Origin of the sequence: Dyadobacter soli, from assembly GCF_900101885.1 — a bacterium.
Classification (GTDB): domain Bacteria; phylum Bacteroidota; class Bacteroidia; order Cytophagales; family Spirosomataceae; genus Dyadobacter; species Dyadobacter soli.
The window spans coordinates 252543-266799 of record NZ_FNAN01000006.1 but is presented as its reverse complement, the minus strand read 5'-3'; the positions used below and the strand labels follow the sequence as shown (position 1 = coordinate 266799).

13 protein-coding genes are annotated in these 14257 nt (G+C 50.8%); all 13 read left to right on the top strand.

Features of this window, described 5'->3' with window-relative positions; all coding sequences use genetic code 11:
• Positions 1 to 32 precede the first annotated feature (32 nt).
• The 13 genes from BLQ88_RS11515 to BLQ88_RS11455 all read left to right on the top strand — a co-directional run bounded on the left by BLQ88_RS11515 (position 33) and on the right by BLQ88_RS11455 (position 14248).
• Entirely contained in the window at positions 33 to 1283 is a 1251-nt protein-coding gene (locus BLQ88_RS11515; RefSeq protein ID WP_090149478.1) for a sensor histidine kinase, read from the top strand.
• Complete coding sequence (locus BLQ88_RS11510; protein WP_090149477.1) at positions 1283 to 1969, top strand: response regulator transcription factor; 687 nt, start codon at positions 1283 to 1285, stop codon at positions 1967 to 1969. Before BLQ88_RS11515 ends, BLQ88_RS11510 begins: the two co-directional genes overlap by 1 nt.
• 92 nt (positions 1970 to 2061) lie before the next feature.
• Entirely contained in the window at positions 2062 to 2301 is a 240-nt protein-coding gene (rpmB, locus tag BLQ88_RS11505) for a 50S ribosomal protein L28 (RefSeq protein WP_015813019.1), read from the top strand.
• A gap of 89 nt (positions 2302 to 2390) precedes the next feature.
• Positions 2391 to 2882 carry a 2-amino-4-hydroxy-6-hydroxymethyldihydropteridine diphosphokinase gene (gene folK / locus BLQ88_RS11500; protein ID WP_090149474.1) on the top strand — a complete coding sequence of 164 codons (492 nt, stop codon included), beginning with the start codon at positions 2391 to 2393 and terminating at the stop codon, positions 2880 to 2882.
• Between the two features lie 290 nt (positions 2883 to 3172).
• Positions 3173 to 5536 carry a TonB-dependent receptor gene (locus BLQ88_RS11495; protein WP_090149472.1) on the top strand — a complete coding sequence of 788 codons (2364 nt, stop codon included), beginning with the start codon at positions 3173 to 3175 and terminating at the stop codon, positions 5534 to 5536.
• 39 nt (positions 5537 to 5575) lie between these two features.
• Positions 5576 to 6508 carry a DUF4249 domain-containing protein gene (locus BLQ88_RS11490; protein ID WP_090149469.1) on the top strand — a complete coding sequence of 311 codons (933 nt, stop codon included), beginning with the start codon at positions 5576 to 5578 and terminating at the stop codon, positions 6506 to 6508.
• A gap of 89 nt (positions 6509 to 6597) precedes the next feature.
• Positions 6598 to 7716, top strand: a complete 1119-nt coding sequence (locus BLQ88_RS11485; protein ID WP_090149467.1) for a DmpA family aminopeptidase — start codon at positions 6598 to 6600, stop codon at positions 7714 to 7716.
• A gap of 236 nt (positions 7717 to 7952) precedes the next feature.
• Positions 7953 to 8603: a response regulator transcription factor gene (locus BLQ88_RS11480; RefSeq protein WP_090149464.1), complete on the top strand. Its 651-nt coding sequence runs from the start codon at positions 7953 to 7955 to the stop codon at positions 8601 to 8603.
• 92 nt (positions 8604 to 8695) lie between these two features.
• Complete coding sequence (locus BLQ88_RS11475) at positions 8696 to 8932, top strand: response regulator transcription factor (protein WP_310590148.1); 237 nt, start codon at positions 8696 to 8698, stop codon at positions 8930 to 8932.
• A 21-nt stretch (positions 8933 to 8953) separates the two neighbouring features.
• Entirely contained in the window at positions 8954 to 10117 is a 1164-nt protein-coding gene (locus BLQ88_RS11470) for a hypothetical protein (RefSeq protein ID WP_090149459.1), read from the top strand.
• Between the two features lie 165 nt (positions 10118 to 10282).
• Positions 10283 to 11233, top strand: a complete 951-nt coding sequence (locus BLQ88_RS11465) for a hypothetical protein (RefSeq protein WP_229212670.1) — start codon at positions 10283 to 10285, stop codon at positions 11231 to 11233.
• Between the two features lie 34 nt (positions 11234 to 11267).
• Positions 11268 to 13739 (top strand): ATP-dependent Clp protease ATP-binding subunit, encoded by a 2472-nt coding sequence (locus BLQ88_RS11460; protein WP_090149456.1) that lies wholly within the window; start codon positions 11268 to 11270, stop codon positions 13737 to 13739.
• Between the two features lie 41 nt (positions 13740 to 13780).
• Positions 13781 to 14248 carry a hypothetical protein gene (locus tag BLQ88_RS11455; RefSeq protein WP_090149455.1) on the top strand — a complete coding sequence of 156 codons (468 nt, stop codon included), beginning with the start codon at positions 13781 to 13783 and terminating at the stop codon, positions 14246 to 14248.
• Positions 14249 to 14257 lie beyond the last annotated feature (9 nt).

The following is a 14257-nucleotide window of genomic DNA, read 5'->3' as shown; positions in this document are numbered from 1 at the left end:
GCCGTATATTTAATGGTCATTTCGAGTTAGTTATGTCAAGACGTACCATTCAATCCCTCACGGTTTTTTCCGCATTACTCATTATCGGCGTGGTAATTACGCAGATTTACTGGGTGAAGCAGGCGCTCGACCTCCGGCACCGGCAGTTCAACCAGAATGCCCACATAGCCTTGCAGGACGTTGCCGGGAAATTGGCCCATGTATGTGGGGTAATGCAAACCACCAACCCGGTGGAGCAACTTTCACCGGAGTATTTCCTGGTGAATACCAACGCCACCACCCAGCCCGAAATGCTGGAACATTTTATCAGGGACAGTTTCACGAAACATAACCTGATCACCAACTTCGAAGTCGGTATTTACGATTGTACCACCAACCGCATTCGCTACGGAATGTCGCTGAGCACTAAAAACAACGACAAAATCCCCGCGAAAACGACCAACTGGATTAAAACAGACAAATACCCCTATTATTTCGGTGTGCGCTTTCCGGAGCAGGAGACCTATTTCGCGGGCAGTATTAGCGGTGCCATCTGGTCGTCGGCGCTGGTACTCGTGGCGGTTTCCTTCTTTGCCTATGCCTTGTTTGTGATTTTAAGGCAAAAACAGCTTTCGGAAGTGCAGCGCGATTTTGTCAATAACATGACCCACGAGTTGCAAACGCCTATTTCGACCATCCGCATTGCCGCCGATGTTTTGAATTCGGATAATATCGTATCCCAGCCGACGCGCCATAAACGCTATGTGCAAATTGTTCAGGATGAGATTTTACGCTTGCAGGGTCAGGTAGAAATGGTACTTTCCATGGCCAAAGCCGAGCGCGATGCATTGCATTTGCAAAAAGAACGGCTCGACGCCCGGCAGATGATCCAGTCGATTTTGTTGCCTTATGAGGAAAAAGTGCGTTTCCAGGCCAATGCGACCGATAGTATGATCGACGCCGACCCATTTCACCTGCGCTGCCTGATCAGCAACCTCGTCGATAATGCATTGAAATATTCCGATGATGTGCCGGATGTGGTCGTTGAAACATACAATAAGGGCAAAAACCTCGTTATTGCAGTCCGCGACCAGGGCATAGGCATCGCACCGGAGTACCAGAAGAAGGTTTTCAACCAGTTTTTCCGCATTCCTTACGGCGATGTGCATAATGTGAAAGGTTTCGGGATCGGTTTGAGTTATGTCAAGCAGATCGTCCGTGCGCACCATTGGCACCTCGGGCTGGAAAGTGCCCTGGGCAAAGGCAGTACATTTAAAATCACTATTCCGCAGAAACACGCTTGATGAAAAAGAGAATCCTGTACGTCGAAGACGACCCCAATCTGGCATTTGCTACCAAGGATAACCTCGAACAATACGATTACGAAGTCGTGCATGCGACGGACGGCGCCGAAGCGCTGGAATTTTTCGGCAAAGAGCATTTCGATATTTGTGTGCTCGACATTATGCTGCCCAAAATGGACGGTTTCACATTAGCCGAGAAAATCCGCAGCTCCGACAGCCAGGTACCCATCCTGTTCCTTTCCGCCCGCTCGATGCAGGAAGACAAGATCAAAGGCCTCAAACTCGGCGCCGACGATTATGTGACCAAGCCATTCAGCATTGAAGAGCTGAAACTGCGGATCGACGTTTTCCTCCGTCGCAGCAAAGCCGATTCGATACTGGTCGTAAAGCCCGGCAGCAGGCAGATCGGCAAATATGTGTTCGATTTTCAAAAATTGACGTTAACGCTCGACGGCAAATCGCAAAGCCTCACATTTCGCGAGGCCGAAGTGTTAAAATTCATGGCCGAACGCACCGATCAGGTGATCCGCCGGGACGAGCTTTTGAAGGCCATATGGGGCGACGACGACTATTTTATGGGCCGCAGCCTCGATGTTTTCATTTCGAGATTACGCAAATACCTCTCCGGCGATCCGGACATTCGCATTGACAATGTGCACGGTGTCGGGTTCAGAATGAGATGGTAAAATGGAGTTTTTTAAAAATTTGTTTTATCGTTACTTGCTCAAAAAAAATTAATTACGCATCTTTGCACCCTCATTTGGAAAAATTGTAAGTCATGGCTAAGGTTTGTCAAATATCAGGTAAAAGAACTCGCGTCGGAAATAACGTTTCTCACGCTAACAATAAAACAAAACGTAAATTCTTCCCGAATTTGCAAAAGAAACGTTTCTTCCTTCCTTCATCAGGAGAATGGGTTACGTTGAAAGTAGCAGCTTCTGCTCTTCGTACCATCAACAAAAACGGTATCGAAGCAACTATACAAAAAGCATACGATAAAGGAACGCTTACGTTCTAAAAGGAATTTTACGAATTTATTGGAAAAGGACTTTCCTCCATCGGGAAGTCCTTTTTTTCGTGAATTGATTATTCCAAACATTTTTTGTGATGGCGGCTACCGGTCAGGTTTTTCTGTTGTTAGGCTCCAACCTCGGCGATCGCGGGCAGGTACTTACATCCGCACGTGAGGCTATCGCTGAACAAGCGGGAAGCATTGGCAATCAATCGGCCATTTACGAAACCGAACCCTGGGGTATTACCGACCAACCGGTATTCCTGAACCAGGTACTCGAAATTACCACCTCCCTCCTGCCTGAGGACTTACTCAGGATCATCCTCAACATCGAACACGACCTCGGGCGCGTACGTTACGAGCGCTGGGGCGCACGCGTGATCGACATCGACATTTTATATTTCGGGCAAACCATTATGGATAGCGCCCGGCTTACATTACCGCACCCACGCATCCAGGACCGCCGTTTTGTGCTGGCGCCATTAACCGAAATCGCTCCCGATTTCATCCACCCTCTTTTGCAAAAAACCTCCTCAAAGCTTCTTCAAGAATGCCCCGACACATCCGCCGTGTCAAAAATACCTTGAAATAGTACCATTGCACTTTTCGACGCTTCACTTTGGGCATCGAGCCATTTATTCAGGTTTTTTACCAGTTCATCATTTTTTGCTGTCATTTTAGGCTGATTAACACGTGCTTTGTCGAGCCTTGAAAAAAATGTCGAAATAATTTTCAGCCATCGGCAGGGGGTATATCCACACTGAGTTGTCACGGAGAAAAGGAAAAATTCAATTTGATCGTCATACTTAAAAACGGCCTGATTCCTTTCCTACCAGCAACAGAATAAACCAATTTATAGTAACTACCATAAAAGTCCATGAAAAACAGAATACTCAAATGCCTTCTATTAGCCCTGATCAGCCTGCCGGCCCTTGCGCAGAACCGGCACTCGGTAAGCGGTTACGTCAAAGACAACTCGAATGGCGAGGGACTCATTGGCGTATCCGTTTACGTGCGTGAAGCGGAAACCGGCGTCGTTACAAACCCGTACGGTTTCTATTCACTGACTCTTCCCGACGGCAAATACACGCTCGTATTTACCTACATCGGTTACCAGAAAGTGACCCGCGAGGTGGTACTCGACGGCGACAAAACCGTGAGCATTGAAATGGCCGACGAAAGCAGTCAGCTGGCGGAAGTGACGATTTCGACGCAAAAGGAAGACGAGAACGTCCGCAGCATTGAAATGTCGGTAAACAAAGTGGAGATGAAAACCATCCGCAAAATGCCTGCATTGCTCGGCGAAGTGGATTTGATCCGCAGTATTCAGCTGCTTCCCGGCGTGACGACCGTCGGAGAAGGTGCGTCGGGTTTCAATGTGCGTGGGGGCGATGTTTCTCAAAATCTGGTGTTGCTCGATGAGGCACCGGTTTACAACTCTTCCCACTTGTTCGGCTTCTTCTCGGTGTTCAACCCGGATGCCGTGAAGGATGTGAAACTGATCAAAGGCGGTATCCCTTCGCAATATGGCGGCCGTATTTCTTCCATTCTCGATGTGCGGATGAAAGAAGGTAATGCCAAGAAACGCGAGATCAATGGTGGTATCGGCTCGATCTTCTCGCGCTTGACTTACGAACAGCCATTTGCTAAGGGAAAAGGGTCGTTCATCGTCGCTGGACGTCGTTCGTACATTGATGTGCTGGCAAAACCTTTTTTGAACTCGGATTTGAAGGATTCCAAATTCTATTTCTATGACCTTACGGCTAAGGTGAATTATCAATTGGGCAACAAGGATACATTCTATGCCTCGGGTTACTTCGGAAAAGACGTGTTCGGTGGGGGCGATTTCGGCTTCGGATGGGGCAACAAAACGGCGACTGCACGCTGGAACCACATTTTCTCCAACAAACTTTTCATGAACCTGACCGGCTATTACAGCAACTACGACTATAACCTCGGCCAGAACCAGAATAAGCCCGACGCCAAAGACCGGTTCGACTGGAAATCGAAGATTATCAGCACGAGCATCAAACCTGATTTTACTTTTTACATTACCCCTAACAACCAGCTGACATTCGGAGGCCAGTACATTTATTATGATACACGCCCGGGCAAAGCGACATTCGTTTCGGAAGGCGATATGCAGGACATCAGCCTGGAACCGCGCTATGCCGACGAGTCTGCATTGTATGTAGGTAACGAGCTGAAATTCGGCGACCGCATTTCATTGCAGTATGGTGTTCGCTACTCCTACTTCCGCAGCCTCGGCCCTGCAACTGAATACGAGTACGCCGACAAAGGCAAAGGCGTTAGCAAAGACCCGATTTTCCCGGGCACTGATTATAAAAGAGGAGATGTGATCAAAAGCTACGGCAACCTGGAACCGCGCGCCGCGTTAAATATCGGTGTTACGAGCAATGCGTCCATCAAAGCCAGCTATAACCGTACCTCGCAATACCTGCATTTGCTTTCCAACACCGCGGCCAGCTCGCCGTTGGATGTCTGGACATTGAGCGGCCTCAATATCAAGCCTGAAAAGGCCGATCAGGTTGCGATAGGCTGGTTCCAGAACTTCAATAACAACACCTACGAGGCGTCTGTTGAGTTGTATTACAAAAAACTGTACAACCAGATCGACTACGTACCCGCTTCCGACCTGCTGCTGAATGAATATTTCACCGGCGACCTGCTGTTCGGCAAAGGCCGCGCTTATGGGGCTGAATTTTATGTGAAGAAAAACAAAGGGCGCCTGACCGGCTGGGTGAGCTACACATTGTCCAGAACCGAGCGTTTGGTTGAATCTGTGAACAACGACGACTGGTTCCCGGCCCGTTTCGATAAACCGCATAATATCACCGCGGTAGCTATTTATGAACTGACCAAGCGTCTGTCGCTCTCGTCGAATTTCACGATTCAAAGCGGTACCCCGGCCACATTCCCGACCAACCGTTACCATACCGGCGGCTTCGAGATTGGCAACAATTATGGTGGCTTCCGCAATAACAGCCGCATTCCTGCCTACCACCGCCTGGATCTGGCGGCTACATTGAAGGCGAAAAAGAAACTTTTCAAGGTCGGTGAAGGTGAATGGGTATTCTCGGTTTACAATGTTTACAACCGCCGTAACCCGTTCTCCGTCTACACACGGGTGAACGAGGATAATCCGCTCAAAACGGAGGCCGTCCGCTATTCTGTGATCGGAAATTTCATTCCTTCGGTTACCTACAACTTCAAGTTCTGACACCAACCAACGGAAATCTATCAAGCCTGAAATATAGCAATGATGAAAAAGCTTAATACATTGAAATACCTCAAATTCCCCGCATTGTTCGCGCTGGCAGTCGCTACGCTCACGAGCTGCGAAGATGTGATCGACCTTGATACGGCCAATGGGCCTTCCCAGCTTGTGGTAGACGGCTGGCTTACCAACCAGCCCGGTGAGCAGGCCATTAAGTTAACCTGGTCGCAAGCTTACTTCGATAACAATGCACCAAAACCCGTGCTGGGCGCGGAAGTGACCGTTACCGACGACAAAGGCAAGGTTTACAAATTCGAAGATGCCGACGGCGACGGCAAATATACCTGGGGTAAAACGACTGCCGACACCCTCGGGCGCGTGGGCCGCACCTACTCCCTCAAAGTGGTGAATGGTACCGACACCTTTACTGCCAAATCCGAGCTGAAACGCGTACCAACCGTGGATTCGGTGGTTTATCGCCACGAAAAGTGGCCTTTTGAACCCGATAAAGGCCCTCGTGAAGGTTTTGTTGCTTCATTTTACGCCCGCGATCTCGAAGGCGAAGGCGATACTTACTGGATCAAACCCGTGATCCGCGGCAAGGCAGTTGTGGATAAAGCGGTGAATATCTCCATTGCTTACGACGCTGCATTCGGTGCCGGAGCGCCGTCCGATGGCCTGATATTCATCCTGCCGCTGCGCGAGTCGATCACGACAGACTCGCTGTATTCGGCCGGGGCGGAAGTGGGTGTAGAGCTGCACAGCATTACCTACGAAGCATTCGAATTCCTTAAACAGGTGAGCGAGCAGGCTGCCAATGGCGGGTTGTTTGCGACACCCATTGCCAATGTCCGGTCGAATGTCGTGAATGCGGATCCAAAGGGACCGAAAGCACTCGGATTTTTCAGCACATCGGCGGTAAGCCGCATGGAGACGGTGATCGATCCTGAAAAGGCACGCCCGGACGAGGACTAAAATTACACTTCAACAGCAGATGTATCCACTGGAGAGCCCCGGTTCCCAGTGGATTTTTTGTTATATTTCAATCTGAATCGAATTGACTTATGAAGCGCCTCCTTGCACTATTTCTCGTTTTACCGCTCACCCTCGCTGCCCAGAAACGTCCCCGCGAGCTGGGTATCAAAATCGGTATGCTGCCTACGGGGGCGTTGAATGCGATCACGGATGTAGCCGGCGTGAAAGTTGGCCAGGTGACGCTCACGGAAGGCGCGGACGTGCGCACGGGCGTGACAGCCATTCTTCCGCACGACGGCAATATTTTCCAGCAAAAGGTGCAGGCGGCGATGTACATTGGAAATGGTTTTGGCAAAATGACGGGCTATGCGCAGGTAGAGGAGCTCGGTACCATTGAATCTCCCATTGTTTTAACCAATACATTGAGCGTACCCACGGCTGCCGACGCGGTAATCGACTGGACGCTGTCACAGAAAGGCAACGAGAATGTCAGATCGGTGAACCCGGTGATCGGCGAAACCAATGACGGTTTCCTGAACGACATCCGCGGAAGGCACGTGCGGAAGGACCACGTCCTGAATGCATTGGCGCAGGCGGAAAACGGGCCGGTCGTCGAGGGGAATGTAGGAGCAGGTACCGGCACAGTTTGTTTTGGCTGGAAAGGCGGCATTGGCACTGCGTCACGAAAATTGCCCGAAAAGCTCGGGAATTATACGGTAGGCGTGCTGGTACAAACCAATTTCGGCGGTGTCTTGAAAGTAAACGGCGTGCCTGTGGGCCAGGAGCTGGGCAAATATGCATTCAAAGAATCCCTCGACAAATCATCGGACGGCTCGTGTATGATGATACTCGCGACCGACGCGCCCTTGGACGCCCGTAACCTGAAACGGCTTGCCAAACGTGCTATGCTCGGCATGGCCCAAACCGGCGGTATCGCCTCAAATGGCAGCGGCGATTTTGTGATCGCCTTCTCGACGGCCAACAAGGTGCTGCACGAAACGTCCGAAGCGGTTTTCAGCTCGGCGTACTTGCACAATGATTACGTTTCTCCACTCTTTATGGCCGCCATCGAAGCTACCGAGGAGGCGATTATCAACTCACTTTTCATGGCTAAAACCTCCGAAGGCACGCAGGGGCACAAGGTGGAAGAGCTTCCTAAGGACAAAGTCCTGGAAATCATGCGCAAATACGGGCGGATCAAGGAATAACCCGAGAAATAGTTCGACGTATATAGTAAACAGTCAGTGAATACCCCTAAGGGATTCCCTTATATTTGAAGTAATGCAAACAATTAGTTAGGATTTCGTCCAAAAAAGGCTAATTTTCAACCTGTTACGAAACCCCGTAATCTTACCTGGTTTTTCCTGTACTTTCCCGTATTGACCTTACCTAGTGCTTAGAACTACTTTTGGTGTATCAATTCTAATACTCAACCCCGAAAAGTATGGAACAATCTATTACACACGCGTGCCTCGTTCATCCACACCCCTTGGAGTGCGAGGCTGTTGCAGAATGGCTGAGGAGGAGGTCCTATATAGAGCTGGTTGGTAAGTGCAACAATTTGGAACAAATCACGCAGTTACCCTACCTGAAAGAAATCGATATCGTTGTAGTATTTGCCCATCACGCCGAGAAGACGGCAGACCAGATTTTAAAGATCAGAAAACTCTACCCCAAACTGAAATTCCTGTTGCTCGCCCCCAGCCCTTCGGGTGAATCCGTGCGTGAAGTAGTGCGGTCGGGCGTAAGCGGCTACATTGTTTTCGAAGCCGAGCTCGATGAATGGGAACGCGCCATACGTGCCGTTTCGGAAGGAAAAGTGTATTACGGGCAGGAAGTTATGCTCAAACTTGCCGAAACTTCCATGGACAATTATATCCAGGAGCCGGCACCTTCCACACGTGATTTTTTAAGTAAAAGAGAAGTTGAAATCCTCCGGCTCGTGGCCAGCGAATACTCTACCAACAAGATTGCCAGCGAGCTTTGTATCAGCGACAAAACCGTCGAAACGCACCGCCGTAACCTCTTTCAGAAACTGGGTGTCAGAAACTCGGTAGGCCTTACCAAAATAGCGGTCCGCATGGGCGTAGTGTAGTTTTTTGCTAGTTTTCATCATGGGAAACCCTTAGAAACAGCAGTCGAAACCATTAGTAAAATCAGGGTAAAAATCCGGAAAATTCAGGGTATCTGCCGATTGAAATAGCGCCCGCGCCGCAACAACTTTGTCTAAGTGTTTTAATTATGGAACTGACAAAGCGCGAAAAGGAAATCCTGGATCTGATCATGGACGAAATGAGCTCCAAGGAGATCGCCGAAAGGCTGCAAGTGAGCATTTCCACCGTGGAAGCCTACCGGCGGAGTCTGTTCAGAAAATTCGGTGTACGTTCGGTGATAGGGCTGGTAAAAGCAGCCATGAAAATGTAGTACTCGTAATTGCAAATTGGTATGGCAGATATCCGTCGCATGGCCGTCAACTGGATCGACGGGATGAAAATCTCGCGGCAGCATTTTATCGAAACAGATCATTATCACACCGATCAGGTTCGACGCGCCGGGGCAGCATTCCTGACACCGCTCAACTACGGTCTCCTGCTCCCGAAAGAAGGGAATGATCCGCTGGAAGTACAAGTATTGGGCGACGCGGGCAACCAGATCAGGGTGAAAGTAAACCGCTGCCAGGCCATTACCCCCGACGGGAGCCTGCTTGACATCGAAGAAACAGACGATCTGAAACTCGATAGTTCGCTGGCCGGAATTCTGGAACAATACCGGCTTCCGATGACGCAGAATGTGGAAATATATATGGTAATCAGCGTGGGATTGTCCGAAAGGCAGCCTTCGGGAACACCTTCGGAAACGGAAATTCCGGTACGGCATCCATACACGCTCCCGCTGACGCGCATAAGCCTGGTGCCTTCGGAAATCATTAACATCGAGCAATGGGGCGGTCCGGGGCTGATCATCGGAAAATTGGCATACAGCAACTCCGAACTACGCGTTTTGCACGATTTCGTACCGGCCAGCCGGGCAGTACGCAGCCACAAAAACCTGCGCGAATGGCACAGCCGGTGGACAAGTTACCTAAGCGACATTGAAATGTATTCGTTCCGGATTTTGCAGAAGATCAAAACGAAAAGTCAGAAGAGTACGCTTTCCGATAGTGTTCAAATGATGGTGGAAATGCTCGTGAGCACAATGGCGATGGTTAATATCAGTTTCCAAAGAATGGTGCCATTTGAGCCGCCGGTGCAAATGATAACCTCGATGATCCAGACAGCCCAGGCCATTCGGGTATCGCTGGAATGCCTGACGGACCGCGAAAAGGAGGAATTACTGGCCTACCTCGGCGAATGGGCCGATGATTCGCCTGGCAGCATTGAAAAGCAACTATTGGCTATAATACAGGTACCGTACAACCACAATGACATATTGCCGGGCCTGCGGATTATCGATGGTTTTTATAGTATGTGGACGGCTTTGTTTCTGAAATTGAGCCAGTTGGAGTTCATCGGCAAGCGCAAAGGGCAGCAGGTCTTTATCATCGAAAGCCCGGTACACGAGCCGCCGGTACAGCCGGAAAAAACAAAGTCGCGTTGGAGCCCGCTGTGACAGCCATAAGTACTATGTCCCCTTCCCAGGGGCTGAAGCCCCTGGATACAAAATGAACCGCGCCTCTGGCGCTACCTATGATATTTTAACCCAGGGTTTCAACCCTGGGCTTGGGCCTGCGCCTTGGCCTGGGTCTGGGCCCACGAGACGTCACCATACCGCAAGATGATGGAGCCAACTAACAAAAACCAGCGAAAAACAGCGATCGGGAAGTTCGTAGGCATGTATGTGCTCTCGCTCACTTTTCCGCTTGCGGCCGTGTACCTGCTCATGCGGGTCCCCGACTCGGTGGACGCGTCGGAAACCCGCAAGTACCGGCTGATCGTCGAGGAGCAGGACCCGATGCTGGTCGATACCGACACCCTCAGCCAGATATCGCGCCGGCTCATTCAGTTGGACGGCCTGTACAGCAGCGCCACCGACGAAATGGCCAAGGCAACGGCAAGGACGCAGCTCGTAGACATTGAAAGCCGCGTCAACAGCATCATGAGCCATTTTAACAACCTGGCAGCGTCTGCCGCCCATGAGCAAAATAAACGCCTATCGACGGGCATTGCCAAACTGACCGAAGCATTGGTTACTTACCGCCAGACGATCGGCGAGCTTCGGCGCACATTGGACAGCAAGGGTATCGATATGCAAATGGTGAACGACCTCCGTAATCAGATCAACATGAAAGACCTGGAAATCAAAGGCATGGAACGCCAGCTCCTGACGGCCGCAGTTGGTGGCGGAGGCGGCGGAGGTGGTGGAGGGGGTGGCGGGGGACCGGATAAGGAGCTGCAAGCCAAAGTAGCCTCCCTGCAACGTGACCTCGACAATTGCAGAAGTTCCAAATCAGCCGGCGGGGACATTGCAGCCATTCAAAAACAACTCGACGAATGCTTGGCCGCCAAAAGCGGTACCGCCGTCACGTACCGAGAATGGCTCCGGTACTCCGAGGCGGAAGGTTACTACCAGCTGCTAACTCAGGGCAACCTTCGGAAAAATGACCGAAAAGTATATTACGATCAGGCGAAACAGATATTTGACGGTTTACAGGTTTCAACCGCCAACAAGGACATGAAGGCCAAAGCGACAGAGCGGTTATTGGCATTACAAAAAAATCAGCCCTGAGACAGCGTTCCAATTCATCCTATTTATCCATTCCATGCAAACCGAAGCACTCAGATATGCGATTACGATCGCACAGTCGCTGGCGCGCGAATACCGGCAGGAGCGTTTTGGCCCCGCGCACCTGCTTATGGGCCTGCTGCACAACGATGTGGGCCTAGCTTCCGAGCTCGTGATTGCCGGGAAAGACCTCCCGTACCTGCGCGACTGGGCAGAGGTACGCCTGGAAGAAAGCCCCAAATCGGTGCGGGTACCCGAGCTCGCTCAGCCCGACAACCAGGCAGCGGCCGCTTTGGAGCTGGCCGACCTCATTGCATTGCAGTTCAATATCGATACTGACCCGCTTTGCACGTTAGCCGCTTTACTCAAACCCGGAGTGGGATTCTCTTCCGACCAGTTGAAATCCCTTCCTATTACTCAAAAAGAAGTATTAGCTCTTCATAATGCACCGCCTGTTGCAAGTAATGGCGAAAATCAAAATACCAAACAAACTACACCGGCAGCACCAAAAGGCACCGGCTACCTGGAAAAATACACTTCCGATAAAACGCAGCGGGCGGCCGAAGGCAAAACCGACCCCATTATTGGCCGTGACCGAGAGATCCGCCAGATGGCTGAAATACTGGGCCGGAGAAGCAAGCCGAATGTGATATTGACAGGCGAACCGGGTGTGGGCAAATCCGCATTGGTGGAAGGTTTTTCTAAACTCATTGCAGAGAAAAAAGTACCGCAATTGCTGCAAAATGCCCGCTTACTTGAACTGGATACCGGCGCACTCGTGGCCGGGGCGTCGTACAAAGGTGAAATCGAAGAGCGGTTGAAAGGTATTTTGAATGAATTGAAGGGATTTGACAAAGCCATCCTATTCATCGACGAGATTCATATGCTGCTCGACCCCAAAGGCTCGATCGGTGCAGGGGTGGCCCAATTGCTTAAACCGGAACTGGCTCGCGGAGAGCTTACATTAATAGGTGCTACTACCCCGGAAGAGTACCGGAAATACATCGAGAAAGACGAAGCATTCTCGCGCCGGTTCGAAGTATTGCATGTGGAAGAACCCGACGAAGCCACCGCGACGCGCATGATCGAGCATATGCTGCCGGTTTACGAAGCCCACCATGGCCTGAAAGTTTCCGAAGGCACCGCCGCCGAGGCCGTAAAACTCGCGAAACGGTATGTTAAAGACCGGCGCCTGCCCGATGTAGCCCTCGATCTGCTCGATCGCACAATGGCAGCCATGCGATTAATGGATGAAGTGTCTGAAAGTGAATTGATTACATTACAAACAGATCTCGACACCCTAATGGCCATCGACGAGGCGGAACGGCTTCATGAGCTAAAATGGTTCGCACGGCAGTTACCTAACCGGCTGAGCCCCCTACTCACCGGCCAGCTCGACGCAAATGACGACACCGATCTCGAAACGTCCGAGGGCATTCATAATCAATTAAATACCAAACTATCCGCATTGCGCGACCTGGCTACGCGACGTTCCGATTCGATCGGTAAAAATGATATAGCCGCCATTATTTCCCACAAAACCGGCATTCCGCTCGGCAAGCTCCAAAGCTCCGAACGCGACAAGCTGCTGGGTATCGACGAAGTGTTAAAGAAAAGAGTGGTAGGCCAGGATCAGGCGGTAAAAGCATTGAGCGAAGCCATTCTGGAATCGCGCTCGGGCCTCATCAAGGCCGGACAGCCCATTGGTTCCTTCTTCTTGCTCGGCCCAACCGGAACCGGTAAAACCGAAATCGCGAAGGCGCTAGCGGACTTTCTGTTCAACGACGAGTCGTTCCTGATCCGGTTCGATATGTCGGAATTCAAGGAAGAGCATTCGGCGGCATTACTTTACGGTGCTCCTCCGGGATATGTCGGTTATGAGGAAGGCGGTTTATTAGTGAATAAAATCCGCCAAAAACCCTATTCAGTGGTTCTTTTTGATGAAATAGAAAAGGCGCACCCCTCTGTTTTCGACCTTTTCCTTCAAATCCTGGACGAAGGCAAGCTGCACGACAGGCTGGGTAAAGAAGGTGATTTTTCCAATGCGGTGATCCTCTTTACTTCCAACATCGGGCAGGAGCATATAATCCAGGAGTTTGCTAAAGGCGGCGTTCCGCAGTCATCCGACCTGATGGAAATTATGGCCAAATATTTCCGGCCGGAGTTTCTCGCAAGGCTCACCGAAATCGTTCCGTTTGCCCCTATTTCAGAGGATAATGTGGTTAAAATATTCGATATCCATTTGCGCAGCCTTACGGATCTGCTCGACAAACAGGGCATCAGCCTTAACCTCACCCCCGAAGCCAGGAAAAGCATTGCGATGCAGGGTTTCACACCAAGATACGGCGTAAGGCCGCTGAAAGGTGTCATCCGGAACCTGCTCCGGCGGCCGGTGAGCCGGATGATCATCTCCGGGCAGGCCGGAAAAGGTTCGGTGATCGATCTCAGCACGGATAGCAATGGAGAAGTCGTCTGGAATGTCCAACAGCCTGAAAGCATATTAGAATAGCACCCATTTTTTAAAACTATCCACACCTTCCTACATCGACAATGAGTGTACTTGGCAATGCAGTCGCACAATTTGCGCAAACCAACCTGGCAGGTCAGGTTGGAAACGGAGAATGCTGGACCCTGGCCGAACGCGCACTGCAAAGTGCCGGCGCCAGAACATCCACTGAAATCATGGGCCACGTAGGTCCGGATGATAATTACGTCTGGGGGACTGCCATCACCTCGGCCAACCTCGAAGCAGGCGATATTATCCAGTTTCGCAATTACACTTTCCGTTTCGACGCCTCGGACGGTGCCTGGCGGACAGAGTCCCGGCCACACCATACGGCAATTGTAATGTCGGTCGACACTTCCGGCACCGTAGAAGTGTATGAATGCAATGTAAATAACAGTAAGAATGTACAACAAAACCGACTCTACCTGCGCACAGGTGCCATGACCGGCGGAAGCGTGACTGTTTCAGGACAAATGTGGTTTTACCGTCCGCAGGCACGGCCAACTACCTGACCTTCCCAG

What these genes read in the sequence shown, in the direction of transcription:
- BLQ88_RS11515 (WP_090149478.1), top strand. Translation starts at nt 33, where the DNA reads ATGTCAAGACGTACCATTCAATCCCTCACGGTTTTTTCCGCATTACTC.
- BLQ88_RS11510 (WP_090149477.1), top strand. Translation starts at nt 1,283, where the DNA reads ATGAAAAAGAGAATCCTGTACGTCGAAGACGACCCCAATCTGGCATTT.
- rpmB (WP_015813019.1), top strand. Translation starts at nt 2,062, where the DNA reads ATGGCTAAGGTTTGTCAAATATCAGGTAAAAGAACTCGCGTCGGAAAT.
- folK (WP_090149474.1), top strand. Translation starts at nt 2,391, where the DNA reads ATGGCGGCTACCGGTCAGGTTTTTCTGTTGTTAGGCTCCAACCTCGGC.
- BLQ88_RS11495 (WP_090149472.1), top strand. Translation starts at nt 3,173, where the DNA reads ATGAAAAACAGAATACTCAAATGCCTTCTATTAGCCCTGATCAGCCTG.
- BLQ88_RS11490 (WP_090149469.1), top strand. Translation starts at nt 5,576, where the DNA reads ATGATGAAAAAGCTTAATACATTGAAATACCTCAAATTCCCCGCATTG.
- BLQ88_RS11485 (WP_090149467.1), top strand. Translation starts at nt 6,598, where the DNA reads ATGAAGCGCCTCCTTGCACTATTTCTCGTTTTACCGCTCACCCTCGCT.
- BLQ88_RS11480 (WP_090149464.1), top strand. Translation starts at nt 7,953, where the DNA reads ATGGAACAATCTATTACACACGCGTGCCTCGTTCATCCACACCCCTTG.
- BLQ88_RS11470 (WP_090149459.1), top strand. Translation starts at nt 8,954, where the DNA reads ATGGCAGATATCCGTCGCATGGCCGTCAACTGGATCGACGGGATGAAA.
- BLQ88_RS11465 (WP_229212670.1), top strand. Translation starts at nt 10,283, where the DNA reads ATGATGGAGCCAACTAACAAAAACCAGCGAAAAACAGCGATCGGGAAG.
- BLQ88_RS11460 (WP_090149456.1), top strand. Translation starts at nt 11,268, where the DNA reads ATGCAAACCGAAGCACTCAGATATGCGATTACGATCGCACAGTCGCTG.
- BLQ88_RS11455 (WP_090149455.1), top strand. Translation starts at nt 13,781, where the DNA reads ATGAGTGTACTTGGCAATGCAGTCGCACAATTTGCGCAAACCAACCTG.